Source organism: Gramella sp. MT6 (assembly GCF_019357415.1).
Classification (GTDB): Bacteria; Bacteroidota; Bacteroidia; order Flavobacteriales; family Flavobacteriaceae; genus Christiangramia.
Map to the genome: position 1 here is coordinate 2692501 of NZ_CP048410.1, position 22095 is coordinate 2714595.

Below are 22095 nucleotides of genomic sequence, written 5' to 3' on the forward strand. Positions count from 1 at the left end.
TTTAATTCTTTGAACAGGTAATTTATCACGGTGGTTCCTGATTCGTTGATGAATCCTTTTCTCCAGAATTCAGGAAGCAGCCAAAAGCCTATTTCAGCTTTATTGTGTTCCTTTTGATAATCATTAATTCCAATTGCGCCACAGAAATCTCCTGATGCTTTTAGCCGTATTGCCCACCACATTCCTGAATTAGATTTTTCAAGATTGGAATACCAGTTCATTTGTTCTTGCGTGCTCTCATAGCTGGAATATTGAACTCCATAGTATTTGATTACTTCTGGATGAGAAAGCCCTATAAATATATTTTTATGATCATGGGCTTCAATCTTATTCATTAATAAGCGATCTGATTCTAGACTTGGAATTTTTATACTCTTCAAATTGATGTTAAATACTTTAATCCTTACAAATTTATATTATTGTTTCTAGCTATTCCAGATTGAAGATAGAAAAAAGCCGACCTAATACAGATCGGCTTTTAATTCAAACTAAAAAACTCATACATCAATCAATAAATTGTTCTCCATATTTAATGGGTTCAAGATCTTCTAATTCCTCGGGTTTAAACATCCTTGATTTAATTACAAATCTTAATCCCATCGGGATTTCCAAAGAGAAACTTGAGCCTCTTCCTTTCGTAATATCTACTAATAGATGGGTGTGTTTCCAGTATTCAAACTGATCTTTGCTCATAAAGAATTCACAACCATGGACCGTGCCCAGCCAAACGTCGTTCTCATTGAGCAATAGATCGCCTTTTTCAAGGCACATTGGAGATGACCCGTCACAGCAACCACCGCTTTGATGAAACATAAGTTCGCCGTGGCGTTCCCTTAGCTGATCTATTATTTCTGCAGCTTCTTCTGTTATTTCTACTCTTTTAGTCATAGACATTTTTAAAAGAATCCCATTGGTTTCTTATCATAAGAAACCAGCATATTCTTGGTATGACGATAGTGGCTCAACATCATTTTATGGTTTTCACGTCCGATACCTGATTTTTTATAACCTCCAAATGGTGCATGTGCAGGATAATTATGATAATTATTCACCCAAACACGACCAGCTTTTATAGCCCTTGCGATCTGATAAGCCTGGTGAGTGTCTCTGGTCCAGACTCCCGCACCAAGACCATATAAAGTGTCATTGGCAATTTCAATTGCTTCTGCTTCATCTTTAAAGGTGGTTACGCAAACTACAGGCCCAAAGATTTCTTCCTGGAATACGCGCATTTTATTATTTCCTTTAAGGATAGTTGGTTTTATATAATATCCACCTTCTAATCCTTCATTAAAAGCAGCTTCGCCACCTGTTAATACTTCACAGCCTTCTTCTTTTCCAATATTAATATAATTTAAGATCTTTTCATATTGATCATTAGATGCCTGTGCACCCATCATGGTGTCTGGATCTAGCGGATGTCCCAGTTTGATCGCTTCGGTCCTTTTAATAACCCTTTCAATGAATTTGTCATAAATACTTTCCTGTATTAAGAGTCTAGAAGGGCAGGTACAAACTTCACCTTGGTTTAAAGCAAACATTACTGCTCCTTCTATACATTTATCAAAATAGTCATCATCTGCATCCATAATACTTTCAAAAAATACGTTTGGAGATTTACCTCCGAGTTCCAGGGTTACCGGAGTAATATTTTTTGAAGCATATTGCATAATCAACTGTCCGGTAGTTGTTTCACCGGTAAAAGCGATCTTATTGATACGTGAACTTGAAGCCAAGGGTTTACCAGCTTCAGCACCAAAACCGTTCACGATGTTCAATACTCCGGCAGGGAGAATATCTTCGATAAGTTCCATGAGAATCATGATACCAACGGGAGTTTGTTCTGCTGGTTTCAATACCACGCAATTTCCTGCAGCTAGGGCTGGCGCCAATTTCCAGGTGGCCATAAGAATAGGAAAGTTCCATGGGATTATTTGCCCAACAACACCAAGTGGTTCAGTTACGTTTATGCAAACTGTATTAGAATCAAGTTCAGCAACAGAACCTTCTTCAGCCCTGATCACTCCAGCAAAATATCTAAAATGATCTACAGCTAATGGAAGGTCGGCAGCAAGAGTTTCTCTAACCGCTTTCCCATTATCCCATGTTTCGGCCCTGGCGAGATCTTCCAGATTTTTCTCCATGACATCTGCGATCTTCAGTAATAAATTACTTCTATATGCCGCTGAAGAATTATTCCATTCAGGAGCTGCTTTCCAGGCAGCATCGATCGCTTTATTTATATCATCTTCAGTAGATCGGGCAACTTTAGTAAATGAATTTCCATCAACTGGAGAAATGTTGTCGAAATATTCACCTTTTACAGGAGCGGTCCATTTTCCGCCTATAAAATTGTCATATTTATCCTTGAATTTAGGCTTTTCGATCTTCTGCTTTTCTGTGGTTTGTACATTGCTCATAATAATTAAAAGTTTAAGTTATCTTAATAATGAAATCACCCGGTGGTTAATCCGGAATTCTATTAAAGTTAATTGATAATTCACAAAAACATCTGACGTATTCTCTCAATACCATGAACAAATCATTTAATTATTGTTATATCGTTAAAAAATAGGGTCTTAAATTGTATATTTAGGAATGTGCTTTCAGCGGTATTAATTCGTAAACGATAATGAATATGGATCTGTCTAGTGATTTCTATGAGAACAGGAAACTTGAAAATCTGGTGGAAAATCAAACTTCCTATACTCTCAATAATGCGGCGTTACATATTTTCGAAACACATGAAAAGGCGGAAAGGGTCCTACTGAAATTTGATCAGCCGGTCCTGGCAAGTATGATCAAAGGAAAAAAGATCATGCATTTAAGGGACCTGCAATCATTCAATTTTCTGCCGGGAGAATCTCTGATCCTGCCTTCAAATGAAATGATGTGTATAGATTTTCCAGAGGCTCAAATTAATAATCCTACGCGTTGTCTCGCCATGGCAATTTCCGAGGATAAAATATCCAAAGTCCTGGAGCATATGAATGAGTATATGCCCAAAGCAGAAAAAACGGAGTGGAGTCTAATGGATTATAATTTCCATTTCACCAATGATGTGGGAATCTATCAAATTTTACAGCGGCTTCTTTTTTTATTCACTGAAGATCATCCCTCTAAAGACCTTTTTGTAGATAATATGCTGGAAGAACTTATTATCAGGATCCTCCAGACCAATTCCAGGAGGATCTATACCGATGAAAGCTTTAAACTGAGCTCAAATAACAGGCTAGCTTTTATTGTAGAATATATTCGGAGTAACCTTCACAATCCTTTATCGGTAAAAAAACTGAGCAAAAAAGCCTGTATGAGCGAATCTAATTTTTACAGGGTTTTTAAAAATGAACTGGGAATTTCACCTACCGACTTTATAAATAACGAACGGATCAAACTGGCGGTAAGCCTACTGCAGAATCCTGAAAAGAGCATCAAAGAGATCTACCAGGAGTGCGGATTTGAAAGCAGGTCATATTTCAATCGCGTATTTAAGAGTCGAAAGAAGGTCGCTCCGGGAGATTATCAATCAAGGCTTAACGTTAGAGTATAAAAATACTCAGATGGTTTATAGTGTATTATCAGTCTTTTATGAAATCACTGAAATCTTTAAAAAACTCTTCCAGAAGCACCATATTGGTAGAAAGAAAAGTTTTTACCTCAGGCCAATCTTTCTTATTATGAATACTCACATTCTCTTTTTGAACATAAATCCTGGATATCAATTTTCCTTCAGGTAATTCATAATTTTCTTCGAAGATAACTTCTGGTAGATATTCGGTTCTCAGAACTTTCTGCAAGGATTGCATTTTTTCATAATAATAAGCTCTTATCATTTCATCTTCATCTGCAATGTCCAGTGAAACCTGTGCAACTTTTCTGTCGAAGGTGAATTTTAACTGGATCTCCTTCATTTTGGTATTATATAGTAACCATTTATGAGGAAATTCCTTGCCGAAGCTTGTCCAGAATTCCTGCCTAATTTTCTTTGATTCCTCCCTGCTGAACATTTAAATAAAATAAGCGAGTAATATTCCTAATATGATCACTCCTAATTTTGAGGCATTAAAGGAATGATTCTTTGAAGATTCAAAAAGTATAGTGGTAGAAACATGTAGAAAAATACCAATTACCACCGCATTTATATAATCTGAATACTGTGAAATCACAGGGACACTATTTTTCAACCAGCTACCTAGCGGAGTCATAAGTGCAAAGAAAGCAAGGAATAAAAACACTTTTGCTTTGCTAAGCTTACTTTGAACCAGGAAGACAGAAAGTATCGCTGCCACCGGGATCTTATGCACTACAACGCCATGTAATAGATGATTATCCTTATCTAGCGGAAAACCTTCAAGGAGAGAATGAAGGCTTAAACTTATAAGAAGGAGTATTGGAAAAGCAGTAGATTTCTGATTAAAATGAAGGTGACCGTGTTCAACTCCCTTAGAAAGAAACTCAAGGACAATTTGCAACAATAATCCAAGCATTATAAAAACACCGATTCCCGAATCTGGTTCGCGGTAAACATCTGGTAATAATTCCAGTACGGTTACTGCCAGTAGGTAGGCGCCACTAAAGGCGAGTAGAAGTTTAAAACCTGAAGAACTACCGGGTTTCAAAAAAATTGAAATTACATAACCGATGATCACGGCAAGTACCGGTAGAAAATAAATATATAGATCTGTTAGCAAATTACTTATGGTTGGTGGTTGCCGGAAAGCACAGAACTATATCCCGAACTATCCTGTAATAATTATACTTTCGGACAAAATTAACTTATTTTTGTCGTTCTATAAAGAAGGAATATGGCTAATAACTTTAGAATGATCGCAAAGACCTTATATGGCTTTGAATCGATCCTCGCAAAAGAATTACTTGACTTGGGTGCAATGGAAATCAAAGAGGGTAACCGCATGGTGAGCTTCATTGGTGATAAAGGCTTTATGTATAAGGCAAACCTTTGTTTGAGAACAGCCATTAAGATCCTGAAGCCTTATGAAAGTTTCAAGGCAAATTCTGAACAGGAACTATACGATAATATCAAAAGATTACCCTGGGAGAAATTCCTGGACGTTAAAGGTAGTCTGGCGATAGATTCTGCTGTTCATTCAGATATATTTACGCATTCTCAATATGTGGCCCTGAAGACCAAGGATGCAATTGTAGACAGGTTCAGGGAGAAGTTTGGGGAAAGACCAGATGTGGATCTTGATTTTCCAGATCTACGCATCAATATTCATATTGAGAATAATTTCTGTAATGTTTCTTTTGATAGCTCTGGAGATTCCCTGCATAAAAGGGGTTATCGTACTGCAACCAATATCGCGCCTATAAATGAAGTTCTGGCAGCAGGAATGTTGTTAATGTCTGGATGGGATGGCCAGTGCGATTTCCTGGATCCAATGTGTGGTAGTGGAACTATCCCGATTGAAGCCGCAATGATCGCTTGTAATATTCCGCCTAACCTGAATAGGAAGGAATTTGCTTTTGAAAAATGGAGTGACTGGGATGAAGATCTTTATGAAAAGATCGAGGAATCTGCACTTAAGAAAGTGAGAGATTTCCACTTTAAGATCAAAGGTTATGATAAGGCTCCTTCAGCAGTGATGAAAGCTAAGGATAACGTAAAAAATGCTAATCTTTCAGACTTTATAGAAATTCAGCAGAAAAGTTTTTTCGAAAGTGAAAAGGAAAATGAGGGTTATTTGCATATGCTTTTCAATCCACCTTACGGGGAACGGCTGGAAATAGATATTGAAGAATTCTACGGAAAGATAGGGGATACGCTAAAACAAAATTATCCTGGTACCCATGCCTGGTTCATCGCCACCAATTTCGACGCCATTAAAAGCGTTGGTCTTAGAGCTTCACGTAAGATCAAATTATATAACGGGCCGCTCGAAGGAAGACTGCTTAAATACGTACTTTACGAAGGTTCTAAAAAGAAAAGCAAGCAGGAAAATAGCTAGTCCCTTGCTTTTTTATAGAAGGGTATAAGGTAAGAGATGGAATATCCGAAACCGGCTCCAAACTCGCTGCTATCGTAAGTTCTTCCAAATCCCGGAATTGCAAGATTATCAAAATTAGTCGGAGTTTTTTGGCCGATCCTTCTTTTTAACTGAACATTCGCGGAAAGGAAAAGATTATTGAGAACTTCTACTTTAACTCCTACCATGACTTCAGCCCAACTGGCAGTGAGACCTGTAGTTTCTACATTGTCTTCACGAAAATCCGGTCCAAAATAATCTGAAGAGGTGTAGATCCTGTAACTCTCAAGAGTTTGGGAAAAGGTTGCAAAACCATAACGAAGGCCAACAAAGATAGCATTCTGCATATCCAGCCAGTTCTCGTAGGCATTGTAATCACCACCTACTTTTATGTAGCTTCCGGTAGTAAAAGTCTGAATATTATCACCTTCGAATGTTCTTTCTTCGGTTCCTAGTTCTGCTGCGATATAATAATTCTTATAGACCCTGTAATCACCAACTAATTCTATTCCGCTGTAAGTGTCATCTAAAACCGAGCGCAATGGTTTACTCAGGTCTATTCCTGCTCTAATACCATATTTCTCTTTGTACTGAATAGAATCCTGGCCTTGTGCATTTTGCTGAGCAGAAGCTGAGCCTATGAGAAAAAGAAAAAATATCAGGCTAGAAAAATATCGATACATGGGCTTGATTTTCGTCTTCAATATCTGTTTGTTCAATTTCTATGTCCTGTATCCATCCACTGTTTTCTCCAGAGTTTTGCAGTGATGTTTTTAGGCCCACGTAATTAATTTTATAGGCGCAGGCACGGTTAATATATTCATCATTACGACTGTAGGTGAAACTGATGGTATCTCTAATTCCGCTATTTCTTGCGGTGGTATCATTTGCTGCAGTATTCAAGGTGAATACATAGCTTGTTTGATTAGCATTGGTTTTAAGTGGGATCGCAATACTATCACCGCTAAATCTAAAATATGAAACAGGTGTCTCTCCCCCGGTGTTGATAACAAAATTAGTGCTGTCGCTATCTATTGATCTTATACTCAGATTTTGAGGTGATTGAAGATCATTGGGTTCTTCATTTTCATAAAACCGAATAATAAGAAGGGGAGTGGTGTCTGTAGTTTCGGGGCAAATGTCATCTCTTTGACAGGCAATGCCAGAAAAGAACAATGCTATAAAGAGTAGCTTATAAAATTTATTTTTCATCAATTTTAACTAGCGTTTTTCTAGACATACCACGTTCTCCACGTGATGAGTTTGAGGGAACATATCTACCGCTCTTACTTTAGTTACCTTATAATACTCGTCAAGTAAAGCCAGGTCCCTTGCCTGAGTAGCAGAATTACAACTTACATAAACTATTCGTTCTGGCAATATACCAATTATTTGAGCGACTACATCTTTGTGCATTCCGTCTCTTGGTGGATCGGTTATGATAACATCTGGATGGCCGTGCTCATCGATAAAACTCTGGGTAAAGACCTTACGCATATCTCCAACATAGAACTCCACATTGTCTATATTATTTCTTTCAGCGTTCTCTTTCGCATCTTTAATGGCTTCAGGTACAGCTTCAACTCCAACTACTTTTTTAGCATTTTTAGCCACAAACTGAGCGATGGTGCCGGTTCCGGTGTAAAGGTCATAAACCAGTTCATCTCCCTTGAGATCTGCATATTCCCTGGCGATCTTATAAAGATTATACGCCTGGTCTGAATTTGTTTGATAGAAAGATTTAGCGTTGATCTTGAATTTAAGACCTTCCATTTCTTCAAAAATATGATCACGTCCTTTAAAACAGATCACTTCCTGATCGTAAATGGTATCGTTCGCTTTATTATTAACTACATATTGTAGCGAGGTGATCTCCGGGAATTTCTCGTCTATAGCGTTTAGAAGCAATTCCCTTTGTTCTTTATTGTCCTCATAGAACTGTACCAGGATCATGATCTCTCCGGTAGAAGTAGTCCTTATCATCAAAGTACGCAATAAACCTTCCTGCTTCCTGGTATTGAAAAAAGCCAGATCGTTTTCTGTAGCGAAATTCTTTACAAAATTCCTGATCGCATTACTAGGGTCTGCCTGTAGATGGCATTTCTTGATATCAAGGATCTTATCCCACATTCCCGGGATGTGAAAACCAAGGGCGTTTCTTTCTTCAATATCTTCCCCGCTTTGGATCTCTTCCTGGGTTAACCATCGGCTATCGCTAAAAGAAAACTCCATTTTATTCCTGTAAAAATAAATCTCTTCGCTTCCTAGAATAGGAGTGATCTCGGGAAGTTCAATTTTGCCTAACCTGCGCAGGTTATTTTCAACTTCATTCTGTTTATGTTCCAGCTGAAATTTATATTCCATATTCTGCCATTTGCAACCACCACAGGTTCCAAAATGCTGGCAAACAGGTTCGGTTCTTTTATCTGAAAGTTTATGAAATTCTACTGCGGTTCCCTGATAAAATGATTTCTTTTTTCGGGTGGTCTGCACATCTACAATATCACCGGGAACGGCATTATCTATAAAGATGACTCTGCCATCTGGTGATTTGGCAATCGCCTTACCTTTGGCACCGGCATCTATAACTTCAATTTCTGTAAAAAGCTTGTTTTTATTTCTTCTCGCCATAGCGCAAAAATAGGATAATTAACAAGATTTAAAGAGAGCCCGCTTGAAATTTTCAGCAAACATTTAGTAATTTGCAGGAATTCAAATTTCAGGGGTGATTTCTCTCCCATTTCGTTACTTTTCAACCGAAGAAAGAAGGAATTGTAAAACAATAATTCTAAAACGAAAACTAACATGCCATTACCTAAAATCAACTCTTCAGAAGAAGCGATTAAACTTGAAGACCAACATGGAGCACATAATTACCATCCACTTCCTGCTGTATTGAGCAGAGGTGAAGGTGTTCACGTATGGGATGTAGAGGGTAATAAATATTACGATTTTCTTTCTGCATATTCCGCGGTTAATCAAGGGCATTGTCATCCAAAAATTGTTGGAGCCATGCATGAGCAGGCTTCAAAATTAGCACTTACCTCTAGAGCATTCCATAATGATATACTGGGAGCTTATGAAAAATATGCGACCGAGTATTTTGGTTTCGATAAACTCTTACCAATGAACACCGGAGCTGAAGCTGTTGAAACGGCTATAAAAATAGCACGTAAATGGGCTTACGAACGTAAAGGTGTCAAAGAAACAGAAGCTGAGATCGTAGTATGTGCTAATAACTTCCACGGAAGAACTACCACGGTGATTTCTTTTTCTAATGATGAAGATGCCAGAAGAAATTTTGGTCCTTATACACCTGGATTTACCAAGATACCATACAATGATATAGATGCTCTGGAAGCCGCTCTTGAAAAGAATCCAAATGTAGCTGGATTTTTAGTGGAGCCTATTCAGGGAGAAGCTGGTGTTTTTACACCTTCAGATGACTATATGATGAGAGCTAAAGAGGTTTGTAATAAGCATAATGTTCTTTTTATGGCAGATGAGATCCAAACTGGTATCGCCAGAACGGGTGGTTTACTTGCCGTTTGTGGACATTGTACTTGTGAAGGTCACTGTGAAAGACAGGAAACTTATAGTAAACCAGATATCCTGATCTTAGGAAAAGCCCTTTCCGGAGGTAATTATCCGGTATCTGCTGTGTTGGCAGATAATGGGGTTATGGATGTGATTCAGCCTGGACAACATGGTTCTACGTTTGGAGGGAATCCTGTAGCGGCGGCAGTAGCTGTTGCGGCACTTGATGTAGTAAAAGATGAGCATCTTATTCAGAATGCCCGGAAACTAGGTAAACTTTTCAGAAGATTGATGGATGATTATATCAAGGATTCTAATATCGTGAACCTGGTAAGAGGACGCGGACTATTGAATGCTATCGTTATAAACGATTCTGAAGATAGTTCTACAGCCTGGGATATCTGTATGGCTTTGAAAGAAAATGGACTTTTAGCTAAGCCAACCCATGGTAATATCATTCGATTTGCTCCACCTCTTGTGATGAATGAAGAGCAGTTGAGAGATTGTGTTGATATCATTATCAAGACGCTTAAGCAATTCGAAAAATAAGATTGAACTAGATATAAATAAAAAAATCCCGCCTGTGTGGTGGGATTTTTTATTTTATGAATTATTATCATTAACCTCCGTATTCTCTCAAAATCTCTTCTTGCATTTGTTGAATTCCATCAAGTCCGCCCATAGTGAAAATTGCGAAGATGGTACCAATTAAGCTAAGTGCGCTTAATACTAAACCTATTATTGCCAGGATGCGTCCAGTTTTTACATTTTGATATCCTGTATAAAGTTCCGGGTCGGCATTATAAATTTCTATGGCACGGTTAGACATCACCAGGGCAATGATCCCAAAGATAATTCCGGCAAAACCGTAACAGCAACAGCTGATTATAGATAGTATTCCGAAAACTAAAATAAGGGTTGAATTAGGTAATTCTCTTTTTTCCATAAGTTTTGTGATTGGTTAGTTTAAGATTTGAATCATTTTAAAAACGTAGGCGCCACCAATAATGACCGCGTTAAAAATTATGAGTCCAATCTTAATATTGTAGTCGAATTTAAATTTATAAAAAAGATTAAATCCTAGAAATAGGAAGAGTAAAACAAGGCTATACACAGCAGGATACATATAGAAAGCCTGCATAAATTCTCCTTTGAAAAGAAAAATAACAGCCCTTTGAGCTCCACAGCCAGTGCATTCCACCCCGAAAAGTGATCTATTCAGGCATGGTAACATGTATTCTTCAATACTACTCAATTTCTAATGCTTATTTTTTTTGTCAATTCCCTGTTATCGGTGGTGTTTACCTTCACAATATAGACAGCATTGCTCAAATTTCCAGTGGGAAAATTAAATTCTTTTTCCAGGTTTTTGAAATTTTCAAAATGAAATAACTTTCCATTAAGGTCATGCAGGCTTAGATTTTTAATGCCGGCCTCATAAAGAACTCTAACCTCAAGCTGGTTTTCTGCATTGTTCTGGAAAATTTCTATAGAGTTCAATAAGATATTCAGCGGTTTAACTTCAAGGGATGGTTTCTCATTTTCTACCTCTGAGTCCATCGGTAGCTTTTCTATAAAGCTAAGAAAGAAACGATCGTTATATTCTCCCTGAAGAAGATTGATTTTCAGATAACCGGTCTTAATGCTGAAATAAAGATCATCTTTCGCATCATAAATGAAGATGCGGTCTGGATTAAAATTGCTCAAATCACTTATCGAAAATTTTAAATCTGAATCTTTATCAAGAAGGATTCTAAGTGGAATTAATTCTTCATTTAACTTGGGCCTAACGTTAATAACAAAAGCTTTATTTGAGATCGACCAGCTAATATCTATCGGGTTCTCATTCATTTTCCTGGCGTCTAAAGCATGGTCTTCATCTGGGCTTGAATCATCTTTGAGTACAAGAGCCAGTTTTTGCATATAAACCGAATCTATTTCGATATCCAGATTCAGAGAAATATTTTCGATTTCATGAGACTTGAAAACAGAAATAGCTGGATCTTCTTTTTGAAAGACCCGGTATGAATTCCTGAAGCCTAGCGTCCCATCTTTTTGTCCTATCACCATGAAACCCTGGCCAATTGGTGAGATCTTTCTTTCATAATATTTTCCCGTTTCCCCTGTCTCACTACCGTTGGAATATCTTTTGAACATCGGTGGAATGTAAACACCTACACCGGGAGAGTAAGTCCCATATCCTCCTTCATAATCAGTTAGTAAATGAGAATTCCCATTTTCCTTTGAATCCCAGAAATAGGCGATACCTGTGGTAGAGGTATTTTCTATTAAGAACTTATTGAGATCAAGAGCTGAAGGATACGGGTTCCCAACGAGGAGTACCTGGTCTTTTTTAATTGGTAAACCTATTATTCCGTCGTTAGGCAATCCTCGAAAATCATAGGTCTGGGCATTTCCATTGTTTATAGGAACACCTTCAATCTCATTTAAATTTGTACCATTTACACCCTTCATGGTAAAACCTTCTCCGGGCAAAAGATCGAAATGATCCCCTAAAAATGCCCAATTAGAATAGTTGGAACCTGAAAAAGTATAAATCCAACGATTGGAAATACTTAGTGGATTGCTCTGCCCATCAAGAGCTGAGATCAATTTCGCATTTTTACTGTAGGTGGAGTTTACAGGATCGAAAATGTAATCATTTACTAAACTACCGCTAAGGGCTGCTAAAACTGGTAATGACCAATAATTATAATCATACGCATTAGAAGTTCCTTCCTGAAAAATTGATATTTTCCCGTTTCCTTTATTATTGTTATTTTCCTTTTCTCCCTGGAGCATTTGGGAGTCTTTGCGAAGATAGATGCTGGCTGCAGGTTCCACTTTGCGATTCTCAGATAATTCGATTTCCTTTTCAACATAAACCAGCCGATCTTTTGCATAGATATAGCTATCAGATTTAACTGAAGGACCAATAAATAGCTGCGCGTATAAACCAGATGCGCTAAAAATCATCAAAAAAAGGAGTGGAAGCTTCATTAAAGCCATAAATTTGCATAAATGTAATCAATAAATCATTCAAAATAACCAGTTTGAATATTTTAACCTACTGAAAATGAACAACTCACAGGTGATTAATACAACTCTTATAGTACTTGGCGGCGCTTTATTGTTATATAGCATTTCTGCAGACGATGTAAGTCCTTATTTTAAAATTGTGGGGCTGGTAATAATCATGCTAGGCCTTTATCGCGCTACTAATTACTGGGTGGCTACCAAGGATGATCATAAAGAGGATAATGAAAACGACAGGCAATAATGGATTTTAGACCGGGTGACAGAGTAGAACTTTTGGATGATGACCTAAGTGGGATTGTACAGAAAGCGAATGGAGATGAAGTTGAAATAAAGACTGAGGATGGTTTTATTATGAGTTTTCCGGCAGACCACCTTGTCAAGATCAAAGATGATATAAATGCAATTGATGTAGAGGAATTTGATTTTGAAGAGGTATTAGAAGAAAAGACACCGCCCAAGAAAAAACAGTCTTCCAGAAGTAAACCGAAAGATAAAGGCGCTCCGCCAATGGAAGTAGACCTTCATATCAACCAGCTGGTAAAGTCTTCCCGAGGGATGGCGAATCATGAAATACTCAACCTGCAGCTAGATACCGCGAGACATAAACTGGAATTTGCTATGCAAAAGCGAATCCAGAAAGTGGTATTTATCCACGGAGTAGGGGAAGGAGTTTTGAAAATGGAACTGGAATACCTCTTAGGACGTTATTCCAATATTAAATTTTATGATGCCGATTACCAGAAATATGGTTTAGGCGCGACCGAAGTCTATATTTTGCAGAATCCTTAGTTAGTATCTTCATCTGTTTCATCAGGTGCATCCGGGTTATCATCGCCGCAATCTGTATCCTGTGATGGGCAAAGAGGAATCGTGATTCCACCTTGTGCATATGTTCCAAGATTATAATTCTGGAATCTTATAGTTTCACCATTGTCTGGATTACCCATGCTTAGATCATCTATTCTAAGAACATACCTGTAATTTCTGGTTATATTATGGGGTATATATTCATCATGAATAAATTCAGCGGTTTGCTCATCATTCAGATAATTAGCCGTGCCGTCTCCAACGCTGGAAAAACCGGAAGGATTGTCTGGATCTTCGGAAGAAACCTCAAACCGTGTTAATACTCTATCGTTATCATCATCTTCATCTAAATAATTTGGAATTCCGTCTTCATCTGTATCTAATTCACCATCCTCGTTAACGTTATCACCTACATTTACAATTCTTTCATCTTCAGTAGGAACATTATCACCATCATCATCTATATCCAGGTAGTCTGGAATTCCGTCTCCATCGGTGTCCTGTTCTTCGAGAAAGTTTTCTTCAAGATTAGAAAGGTCATCACCATCTATGTCACTATCACCTGCAAGATCGTTATATTCAGGATAAAGAACAACCTTTCCGCCAGTGCTTACCCACTCTTCAATAACCGTAGGAGAACTTGGGGGAACAACACTGCAAAAATAAGTGTCGTTTCCAGAAGGCAAATCTGTATCATAGATCCTGTAAACCGCACGGTTGCTATTATTCAGATCGAAACTTATTGTGTCACCTATTCCGGGCTCTCTGATAGATCCATTTTCATTCAAAGAAAAATCACTGTTAGAAAATTCAACTGAAAAACTTTCAAAAACGTCATTGTCGTTAACAGCGTAAAATACGTTCTTACTGGTACCGTCACAAAATTGAAGGTTGCTGTTCTCAAAATCGAAAGTGGTAACAATAATATCACCGTCATCGCAAGCGCTAAGCAGACCTAAAAGGAAAAAACCGGATAATAAACGTCTCATGAAGATGCTTTTTGAACAAAAATAATGGAATCAAACTTATATGGAAGAGAAGTAGGAAATTATTTTATTTCCGTTAATTTTGCGCCCTATGGAAAATGTGTATTTTGATTCAGCAGCTACTACCCAGTTAAGGGAGGAAGTGGTCGAAAAAATGACCAGCGTTTTAAAAGAAAATTATGGTAACCCGTCTTCTACCCATAGCTTCGGGAGATCTTCAAAATCTCTAATAGAAAGGGCCAGAAAAACTGTCGCAGGTATATTGAACGTTAAGGCGTCTGAGATCGTTTTCACTTCTGGTGGGACTGAAGCAGATAACCTTACTCTAAATTCAGCCGTTCGTGATCTTGGAGTTAAGAGGATCATTACTTCTAAAATTGAGCATCACGCCGTGCTGTACACGGTAAATCAACTTCAGGAATGTTTTGATGTTGAAGTGGAATATGTGAACATAAAAAGTAATGGAGATGTAGATCTTGAAGATCTTGAAAACAGACTGAAAAGTTCAGATAAAAAGACCCTGGTTAGCTTAATGCATGTGAACAATGAAATAGGCAATATGCTGGATCTTAAAAAGACGGCTGAGCTTATAAAATCATACAAAGCGCTTTTCCATTCAGATACCGTACAATCCATAGGCCATTTTAATTTAGATCTTAATGATATCCCTGTAGATTTTACCGCAGTTAGCGCGCATAAATTTCATGGACCAAAAGGAGTTGGTTTCGCTTTTGTGCGACGTAATTCTGGACTGAAACCTTTGATCTTCGGAGGAGAGCAGGAGCGAGGTCACCGTGCCGGAACCGAAGGGGTTCATAATATTGTAGGTTTGGAGGAATCTTTAAAACTTGCTTATGAGAATCTGGAGGAGGAGAAAGAATATGTTAGCTCGCTGAAAAAGCATTTTATAGATAGTCTTAAAAAGGAAATCCCGGGAGTTAAATTTAACGGGGCCTGTGAAGATTTCGAAAAAAGCACTTATACTTTGATCAACGTTTGTTTGCCTGTAAGTCAGGAAAAAGCATTGATGTTATTGTTCCAGCTGGATCTTAAAGGAATTGCCTGTTCTAAAGGTAGTGCCTGCCAGAGTGGAAGCGAGCAGGGTTCTCATGTGCTTAACGCGTTCCTTTCTGAAGAAGACCGTAAGAAACCATCGCTTAGATTTTCCTTCTCGCGATTTAATACTAAAGAAGAGATCGATTACGTGGTTAAAACTTTGAAAGAGTTTATTGAGGATTAATTCTGAATATATAATACATGAAAAAAGCTGAACCAGATGGTTCAGCTTTTTTTATTCTTTTAAGCATCCCTCTAAACTTGTTTCAGGGTCTCAGCGATTTTTTTTATTCTGAAATAAATTCAGAACGACGTTGAGCGTAATAAGGTTTGATGTTATTTTCTAAAGAATCTAGAAGTGTAAGTGGTAGTATTCCCAACATTGTCTGTCACAATCACTTTCAGGTCGTTCTCAGTTTCGGTAAGTACATCATCAGAAAAATAATGCGTGAGGGTATTATTCTTATACTCATACTCCATTAAGATGAATTTTCCATTCACGGTCGCCCTGTAATCATTGATGCCTGAAAGATCATCAGAAATTTTGACCTTCAGGGTTTCGTTGTTGGAGATCCACTGGCCGTCGTAGAAATTAACCGGGTTAACTTTTGGGGCGATAGTGTCCTTGGATAAAAAGTACTTTCCAAAAGTTCTGGTGCCGGTCGTGAATCTGTTTCCCTTTTTATAGGTAGTTGAGTAAATAGGCCTGCCATAATCTGACAACCTGGCGATGAATAGTTGTTCTCTATCATCAGCAGGATATTCACTTACATCGAAACCTATGGTAAAATTCTTATGCAGAGGAATTTCATCGCGATGCACTTCAACCATATCTTCAGAAAAATTAATATCTAAATAAGCGTCTTCATAAAGGCTGCCTTCAGGAATATAAACATCCATGGTATGCCCTTTTGCTGAAAGTCCACTGGAAGCGCTTGCCAGGTAATCGGTTTCCTGTACTTCCCTCTTTTTGATCTGGTCACTGATTTGTCCCTTGATAGGAATTCTAACCACTTTTTCGTTTCCTTTGAAGTCGGTAACCTTGATGGTGTATTGATAGTCCAGGCTGTCTTTAATATTTAGTTTGCCTTCCTCTTCCAAATCTCCATAAATACTTAAAGGATTGCCCTGGTTTTTAAATAGCTTCTGAACCCTGCTTTTGTTATTAGCATAATATTCATAATCTATAAGCTGGTTCAAATGCCTGGTTTCAGCAAATGAGAATTTATCAAAGTCTATTTCAAAAACCTTGTCGCCATTTAAATTAGCTTCTATCTTGAAAACTCCGTTATGATTATAAGCCATATCCTGCTGATCTACAGTAGATATACCAAAGCCTATTTCACCACAAGCTTCAACTTCACTGGTTGTGTAAGTTCCGTCATTTTGAGGGATCAATCTCAATTTCTGGCGTGCCTGTGAGTTGTTTACATGGGCGTCATCGCCAAGCGGATAGGCGAACAAACCTTGAATGAGAGGCTCGCGTGAATCGGCAACATCAAGACCGAACATTTGTGCATTCATTGGGCGCTGACTTCCATCGCGAATTTCAAAATGTAGATGAGGTCCGCCGCTTCCTCCGGTATTACCACTATAGGCGATCAATTCACCTTTTTCAACTTTTAGTTCTCCCGGCTCGGGAAAAAGCTCAATTTCATAAGACTCCTTTTGATATTGATGCTTTCTTAAATATTCTTTGAATTTTGGCGCTAATTTCTGTAAATGCCCGTAAACGGTGGTGTATCCGTTAGGATGTTGAACGTATAAAGCTTTTCCGTAGCCATAATGCTGAATATTGATCCTGCTAATATAACCTTCGGCCGCTGCTTTTACTTCCAAGCCTTCTCGTTGCTGAGTTTTAATATCCAGCCCACTGTGAAAATGATTGGACCTTAACTCTCCAAAAGTCCCGGCTAGGACAATAGGAATATCGAGGGGGTTTTGAAAATAATCCTGCGGGAGGTCGTTCTGTGCTTGTAACGTAGAAAATAATACTAAAAATAGCAGGCTTGTTGCTCTCTTCATAAATCTGGGGGTAAATTCAATTAAAACCTGGGGTAAAGTTAATCAAAGTTATCACAAAATTAAACAGCTTGATAACAGAGAATTATCGGCATTGTTAATTATTATTTTAAAACAGCTGAAAAAGTATTGGGATATTTCAAAGCGTATGTTAACTTTGTAGGGGTTCACATCGGTTTTAGCGCTTATGAGTGAAATTACAGAAATAGTTGATAACCTTGAGAATAGAATCAGCAAGCTCCTTCATAAATATGATGTTATGAAGCAGGCGAACGAATCTCTTCAGCAGGAATTGGCCTCTGTAAAAGCTGAATATGGAAAACTGGAAGGAGATTTAGAAACTTCTAAAGAACAGATTCAGTCCTTAAAAGCTGCGAATGCGATGCTTGGCAGTACCGACCATAAAAGAGAAACAAAGCTCAAAATAAACAGTCTGATCAGAGAGATCGATCAGTGTATAGTTCAGTTGTCAGAATAATGGAAAGTGATGGAAGATAAACTGAAGATCAAAATATCGATTGCAGACCGCGTATATCCGCTTACTATTCAGCCTAGTCAGGAGGAAGGTTTGCGAAAAGCGGCAAAGAAGATCGAGGCTATGATCAAACAATTTGAGCAAAGCTATGCTGTAAGGGATAAACAGGATGTTCTGGCAATGTGTGCATTGCAGTTCGCCGCCCAGACCGAGCAGAAAAATATTGATAATTCGAGCGAAATGATTGAAGCAGAAGAGAAGTTAAGGTCACTTAACGAACTGCTGCAGCAACATTTAACCTCTTAAGTTCTTTAAATAAAATAAGGTTACTGCCTGTATTAGTGCTTTTTTGATAAACTCAACACGATTCTTTTAAAAAGGGTGAGTCTAAGTTGTAAAAGCGTGCCGTGTCCCTTTTGGGAGAGCGGATTCTTGATCAACTTGTTAACCCTAAACTTGATTTAAAGGAGTTTAAACAAAACCCATCTAATACAGGCTTTTTTTATATATATCTAAATAGAAACGAATGGACATACTAATTATAATCATAGCCGCAGTCATTGGTCTGGCACTGGGCTTTGCGATAGCAAAAACGCTCGAGAAGAAGCAGGCCTCTAATACCATAGCCAGTGCGAAAAAAGAAGCTGCAGGTATCATTAAAGAAGCTAAGGCTGAAGGCGAAAGTATTAAAAAGGATAAGATCCTGCAGGCTAAAGAAAAGTTCATTGAACTTAAGTCTGAACATGAGAAAGTAATTCTTTCGAGAGATAAGAAGATAAGCGATGCTGAAAAAAGAATCAAGGATAAAGAATCTCATGTATCTAATGAACTTGGTAAGAACAAAAAATTAAACAAGGAACTTGAAGATAAAGTAGCCGATTATAATCACAGGTTGGATTATCTTGAAAAGAAACAGGAGGAGATAGACAAGCTGCATAACAGTAAAGTACAGCAGCTGGAGGTAATCTCTGGTCTTTCTGCTGAAGATGCGAAAGCACAGCTTGTAGAGTCTTTAAAGGATACTGCCAAGGCAGATGCCATGTCCATTATTCAGGATACGGTAGAAGAAGCTAAGCTAACTGCACAACAGGAAGCGCGAAAGATCATCATCAATACCATTCAGCGAATTGGAACAGAGGAGGCAATAGAGAATTGCGTTTCTGTATTCAACCTGGAAAGTGATGATGTAAAAGGTAGAATTATTGGTCGTGAAGGTAGAAACATTCGTGCGCTGGAAGCAGCTACGGGTGTTGAGATCATCGTAGATGATACTCCTGAAGCAATTATTCTAAGCTGTTTCGACTCGGTAAGAAGAGAGGTTGCGAGATTATCCCTGCATAAACTGGTAACCGATGGTCGTATTCACCCTGCCCGTATCGAGGAAGTAGTGAAAAAGACCAGAAAGCAGATCGAAGAAGAGATCATAGATATAGGTAAAAGAACTGTAATAGATCTTGGGATCCATGGTTTACAACCAGAATTGATCAAGATGGTAGGTAGAATGAAATATCGTTCTTCTTATGGTCAGAATCTTCTGCAACACTCGAGAGAAGTTGCAAAACTTTGTGGTGTAATGGCTGCAGAACTTGGCCTGAACCCTAAACTTGCCAAACGTGCCGGATTACTGCATGATATTGGTAAAGTGCCGGAAACAGAAACAGAAGTGCCTCACGCGATCCTTGGTATGCAATGGGCAGAGAAGCATGGTGAAAAACCAGAAGTTTGCAACGCCATTGGAGCTCACCACGATGAGATCGAAATGAACTCTTTATTGTCTCCTATCGTTCAGGTTTGTGATGCGATTAGTGGGGCAAGACCAGGAGCCAGAAGACAGGTACTCGATTCTTATATCCAGAGATTAAAAGATCTTGAAGATATCGCCTTCGGTTTTGGAGGTGTTAAAAAAGCCTATGCTATTCAGGCGGGTAGAGAATTGAGAGTGATCGTTGAAAGCGAAAAGGTTTCAGATGAGAAGGCAGCGAACCTTTCATTTGAGATCTCTCAGAAGATACAAACAGATATGACCTACCCAGGTCAGGTTAAGATCACGGTAATTCGTGAGACCAGAGCGGTGAATGTCGCTAAATAGAAATTGTTAGATTTAATGAGAAAGGCCGTTCAATTTGAACGGCCTTTTTTAATTTATTAATCTGTGGTTTTTGTCAGGCTATTCCCAAGTTTCGGGAATAGCTTCAATTACATTTAAATTAATCATTATAAATATTCTCATAAGAATTTCCTTCCATCTCGAAGAATTTCCCGGTCACATATCTAAAATGATAATCCAGGTCTGCGATCTCTTTCATATCTTCTTCATCCAGTTGATATCCAGCACTCATGAGGTTTTCTTTGATTCTTTTCTCGTTGGTCGATTTTGGGATCACTGCCGTTCCTCTTTGCTCGCTCCATTTAATAAGGATCTGCCCTGGGGAAGCTCCGTGTTTCTTGGCGATCTTATTGATGACGGGATTTTCAAGCAATGACGGTTCATCTGCCGCTTTCATGGCTTCAGGGCGGTCTCCACTACCTAATGGCGAGTATCCGGTCACATTAATACCATGCTTACTACAGAACTCTAATAATTTATTTTGTTGCAAATAGGGGTGAAGCTCTACCTGGTTCATTTCAGGAGTATGATCTGTATCTGCCATTAATTCCTCCAGTTTTTCAATACTGAAATTAGAAACACCAATATGCTTAACAAGCCCCTGTTCCTTGGCTTTTATCATTTCCTTCCAGGTCTCAATTAACGGTACTTCATCCAGTGAAAGAAAATCTTCGGCTTTTTCCGGAAATCCAACATCAGGTTTAAAAGCCACTGGCCAGTGAATAAGGTATAGATCAAGATAATCCAACTGAAGATCTTTTAGGGTTTGTTTTAAGGCGGGAATCACATCTTCTTTTTTATGAGCATTGTTCCATAATTTGGACGTAACCCAAACATCTTCTCTTTTAATCTCTCCCTTACTAAAGACTTCATTGAATGCTTCGCCAACTTCTGCTTCATTACCATAAGTTGCAGCGCAGTCTATATGCTTATACCCGTTATTGAGGGCTATTTTTACTGCTTTGGTGACTTCTCCTTTTTCAGACTTCCAGGTTCCTAGACCTATGGCGTCCATTGTGTCACCATTCTTGAATTTAAGTTTCTTCATAATTTGATTTTTTTTGAAGTTAAGGATATTGCTTCTCTGCTGAAAGCAATGAGAATGGTTTAGCAGAATTTTAATATCTACTTTCTGGGGTGGAAGGTTTCCATAACATCCCTTAAATGCGATCTGTCTACGTGTACATAGACTTCGGTGGTAGTAATGCTCTCGTGGCCCAGCATTTGCTGGATCGCTCTTAGATCGGCTCCATTCTCCAATAAGTGGGTAGCAAAAGAATGCCGAAAAGTATGAGGACTCACTTTCTTTTTGATTCCCGCAGCTTCAGTTAACCTTCTTACAATAGTAAAGATCATTGCTCTGGTAAGCCTATTTCCGCGCCGATTTAAAAATAAGGTATCGGTGGCTTCAGGTTTTATATCCTGATGTACTCTCACCTCGTCCTTATAGATATTTATAAATTTCACGGTATATTCTGAAATCGGAACAAAACGCTGTTTGTCTCCTTTTCCGGTTACTTTGATAAAACCCTCTTCAAAGAAAAGATCAGATAGTTTGAGATCAATTAGTTCAGAAACTCTAAGTCCGCAGCCATAAAGAGTTTCAATAATTGCCCGGTTACGTTCCCCTTCATTTTTACTAAGATCTACTGCAGCGATAATTCGGTCTACCTCCTCTATGGAGATTGTATCTGGAAGCTTTCTGCCTATTTTAGGAGATTCCATAAGGTCAAGGGGATTGTCTTTCCGGTAATCTTCAAATACCAGGTAACTGAAGAAACTACGTAAACCTGAAATCAATCTGGATTGGGACCTTGCGTTAAGATTTTTTGAGGCGCTATAAATGAATTCCTGGATGGTTTTATCGGTAATTTTTACCGGACTTATCTGGATCTCATTAACATCAAGATAATTGATAAGTTTAACCAGGTCCAGGCTGTAATTTTCAATGGAATTTGCTGAAAGCCTGCGTTCAAGCTTTAAATAGTGCCGATAGTCCTGTAACGCATTCTGCCATTTCATGTGTTAAAGATAAAAGTTTTCGTCTTTCAGTCTTAATAATACTTTAGGCTAGACTAA

Annotated in this window: 24 protein-coding genes and 1 other RNA gene (1 of these 25 only partly in view); 10 read left to right on the forward strand and 15 right to left on the reverse strand. The window is 38.3% G+C overall.

Annotated elements, in window-relative coordinates:
• The 3 genes from G3I01_RS12055 to G3I01_RS12065 form a co-directional block, all read right to left on the reverse strand.
• Window positions 1-335: the 5' portion of a GNAT family N-acetyltransferase gene (locus G3I01_RS12055; RefSeq protein ID WP_219548201.1), read on the reverse strand. The gene continues 163 nt to the left of window position 1, outside the view; 335 of the gene's 498 nt are visible here — the first part of the coding sequence; the start codon lies at window positions 333-335; the stop codon falls past the left edge of the window.
• Window positions 336-504: 169 nt separating this feature from the next.
• The gene (locus G3I01_RS12060; protein ID WP_219548203.1) at window positions 505-888 is read right to left on the reverse strand and encodes a DUF779 domain-containing protein; all 384 of its coding nucleotides are present in this window, start codon (window positions 886-888) and stop codon (window positions 505-507) included.
• 8 nt (window positions 889-896) lie between these two features.
• Entirely contained in the window at window positions 897-2420 is a 1524-nt protein-coding gene (locus G3I01_RS12065) for an aldehyde dehydrogenase family protein (RefSeq protein ID WP_219548205.1), read from the reverse strand.
• A gap of 212 nt (window positions 2421-2632) precedes the next feature.
• Here G3I01_RS12065 and G3I01_RS12070 point away from each other — a divergent pair, with 212 nt between their 5' ends.
• On the forward strand, window positions 2633-3550 hold the full coding sequence (locus G3I01_RS12070; protein WP_257710580.1) for an AraC family transcriptional regulator: 918 nt from the start codon (window positions 2633-2635) through the stop codon (window positions 3548-3550).
• A 28-nt stretch (window positions 3551-3578) separates the two neighbouring features.
• On the opposite strand, the gene G3I01_RS12075 is transcribed toward G3I01_RS12070, so the two are convergent.
• Complete coding sequence (locus G3I01_RS12075) at window positions 3579-4007, reverse strand: DUF4268 domain-containing protein (RefSeq protein ID WP_219548207.1); 429 nt, start codon at window positions 4005-4007, stop codon at window positions 3579-3581.
• Window positions 4008-4691 (reverse strand): ZIP family metal transporter, encoded by a 684-nt coding sequence (locus G3I01_RS12080; RefSeq protein ID WP_257710581.1) that lies wholly within the window; start codon window positions 4689-4691, stop codon window positions 4008-4010. It lies immediately after the preceding gene.
• A 114-nt stretch (window positions 4692-4805) separates the two neighbouring features.
• On the opposite strand from G3I01_RS12080, the gene G3I01_RS12085 reads away from it, so the two are divergent.
• Window positions 4806-5969 (forward strand): THUMP domain-containing protein, encoded by a 1164-nt coding sequence (locus tag G3I01_RS12085; protein WP_219548209.1) that lies wholly within the window; start codon window positions 4806-4808, stop codon window positions 5967-5969.
• On the opposite strand, the gene G3I01_RS12090 is transcribed toward G3I01_RS12085, so the two are convergent.
• Genes G3I01_RS12090 through rlmD form a run of 3 tightly spaced genes read right to left on the reverse strand, consistent with a single transcriptional unit; the run spans window position 5966 to window position 8618 of the window.
• Complete coding sequence (locus G3I01_RS12090) at window positions 5966-6670, reverse strand: DUF6048 family protein (protein ID WP_219548211.1); 705 nt, start codon at window positions 6668-6670, stop codon at window positions 5966-5968. The genes G3I01_RS12085 and G3I01_RS12090 overlap by 4 nt on opposite strands.
• Window positions 6651-7199, reverse strand: coding sequence for a DUF6452 family protein (locus G3I01_RS12095; RefSeq protein ID WP_219548213.1), 549 nt, complete (start codon window positions 7197-7199; stop codon window positions 6651-6653). The genes G3I01_RS12090 and G3I01_RS12095 overlap by 20 nt, the downstream gene beginning before the upstream one ends.
• A gap of 9 nt (window positions 7200-7208) precedes the next feature.
• Complete coding sequence (gene rlmD, locus G3I01_RS12100; protein ID WP_219548220.1) at window positions 7209-8618, reverse strand: 23S rRNA (uracil(1939)-C(5))-methyltransferase RlmD; 1410 nt, start codon at window positions 8616-8618, stop codon at window positions 7209-7211.
• A 174-nt stretch (window positions 8619-8792) separates the two neighbouring features.
• Between rlmD and rocD the strand changes: the two genes are divergently transcribed.
• Window positions 8793-10073 (forward strand): ornithine--oxo-acid transaminase, encoded by a 1281-nt coding sequence (rocD, locus tag G3I01_RS12105; RefSeq protein ID WP_219548222.1) that lies wholly within the window; start codon window positions 8793-8795, stop codon window positions 10071-10073.
• A 70-nt stretch (window positions 10074-10143) separates the two neighbouring features.
• On the opposite strand, the gene G3I01_RS12110 is transcribed toward rocD, so the two are convergent.
• The 3 genes from G3I01_RS12110 to G3I01_RS12120 are packed head-to-tail and all read right to left on the reverse strand — an operon-like array spanning window position 10144 to window position 12524.
• Window positions 10144-10470, reverse strand: coding sequence for a CCC motif membrane protein (locus G3I01_RS12110; protein ID WP_219548223.1), 327 nt, complete (start codon window positions 10468-10470; stop codon window positions 10144-10146).
• 15 nt (window positions 10471-10485) lie between these two features.
• Window positions 10486-10758, reverse strand: a complete 273-nt coding sequence (locus G3I01_RS12115; RefSeq protein WP_219552823.1) for a DUF2752 domain-containing protein — start codon at window positions 10756-10758, stop codon at window positions 10486-10488.
• Window positions 10759-10775: 17 nt separating this feature from the next.
• Window positions 10776-12524, reverse strand: coding sequence for a T9SS type A sorting domain-containing protein (locus tag G3I01_RS12120; RefSeq protein WP_219548224.1), 1749 nt, complete (start codon window positions 12522-12524; stop codon window positions 10776-10778).
• A 76-nt stretch (window positions 12525-12600) separates the two neighbouring features.
• On the opposite strand from G3I01_RS12120, the gene G3I01_RS12125 reads away from it, so the two are divergent.
• Window positions 12601-12804: a hypothetical protein gene (locus G3I01_RS12125; RefSeq protein ID WP_219548225.1), complete on the forward strand. Its 204-nt coding sequence runs from the start codon at window positions 12601-12603 to the stop codon at window positions 12802-12804.
• The gene (locus G3I01_RS12130; protein ID WP_219548226.1) at window positions 12804-13352 is read left to right on the forward strand and encodes a Smr/MutS family protein; all 549 of its coding nucleotides are present in this window, start codon (window positions 12804-12806) and stop codon (window positions 13350-13352) included. Before G3I01_RS12125 ends, G3I01_RS12130 begins: the two co-directional genes overlap by 1 nt.
• On the opposite strand, the gene G3I01_RS12135 is transcribed toward G3I01_RS12130, so the two are convergent.
• Window positions 13349-14359, reverse strand: coding sequence for a hypothetical protein (locus G3I01_RS12135; protein ID WP_219548227.1), 1011 nt, complete (start codon window positions 14357-14359; stop codon window positions 13349-13351). The two genes, G3I01_RS12130 and G3I01_RS12135, sit on opposite strands and share 4 nt — an antisense overlap.
• Window positions 14360-14447: 88 nt before the next feature.
• Between G3I01_RS12135 and G3I01_RS12140 the strand changes: the two genes are divergently transcribed.
• Window positions 14448-15596 (forward strand): cysteine desulfurase family protein, encoded by a 1149-nt coding sequence (locus G3I01_RS12140; protein WP_219548228.1) that lies wholly within the window; start codon window positions 14448-14450, stop codon window positions 15594-15596.
• 152 nt (window positions 15597-15748) lie between these two features.
• Here G3I01_RS12140 and G3I01_RS12145 read toward each other — a convergent pair whose 3' ends face one another.
• Window positions 15749-17437 carry a M23 family metallopeptidase gene (locus G3I01_RS12145; RefSeq protein WP_219548230.1) on the reverse strand — a complete coding sequence of 563 codons (1689 nt, stop codon included), beginning with the start codon at window positions 17435-17437 and terminating at the stop codon, window positions 15749-15751.
• 184 nt (window positions 17438-17621) lie between these two features.
• On the opposite strand from G3I01_RS12145, the gene G3I01_RS12150 reads away from it, so the two are divergent.
• From G3I01_RS12150 to rny, 4 genes are all read left to right on the forward strand, one after another.
• Complete coding sequence (locus G3I01_RS12150; RefSeq protein ID WP_108171320.1) at window positions 17622-17912, forward strand: hypothetical protein; 291 nt, start codon at window positions 17622-17624, stop codon at window positions 17910-17912.
• 9 nt (window positions 17913-17921) lie between these two features.
• Window positions 17922-18215, forward strand: a complete 294-nt coding sequence (locus tag G3I01_RS12155) for a cell division protein ZapA (RefSeq protein ID WP_108172195.1) — start codon at window positions 17922-17924, stop codon at window positions 18213-18215.
• A 50-nt stretch (window positions 18216-18265) separates the two neighbouring features.
• Window positions 18266-18382, forward strand: a non-coding RNA gene (gene ssrS / locus G3I01_RS12160) — 6S RNA.
• Between the two features lie 53 nt (window positions 18383-18435).
• Window positions 18436-19998 (forward strand): ribonuclease Y, encoded by a 1563-nt coding sequence (gene rny, locus G3I01_RS12165; RefSeq protein ID WP_219548232.1) that lies wholly within the window; start codon window positions 18436-18438, stop codon window positions 19996-19998.
• 118 nt (window positions 19999-20116) lie between these two features.
• On the opposite strand, the gene G3I01_RS12170 is transcribed toward rny, so the two are convergent.
• Window positions 20117-21064, reverse strand: a complete 948-nt coding sequence (locus G3I01_RS12170; RefSeq protein WP_219548234.1) for an aldo/keto reductase — start codon at window positions 21062-21064, stop codon at window positions 20117-20119.
• Window positions 21065-21141: 77 nt separating this feature from the next.
• On the reverse strand, window positions 21142-22038 hold the full coding sequence (xerD, locus tag G3I01_RS12175; protein ID WP_219548236.1) for a site-specific tyrosine recombinase XerD: 897 nt from the start codon (window positions 22036-22038) through the stop codon (window positions 21142-21144).
• Window positions 22039-22095 lie beyond the last annotated feature (57 nt).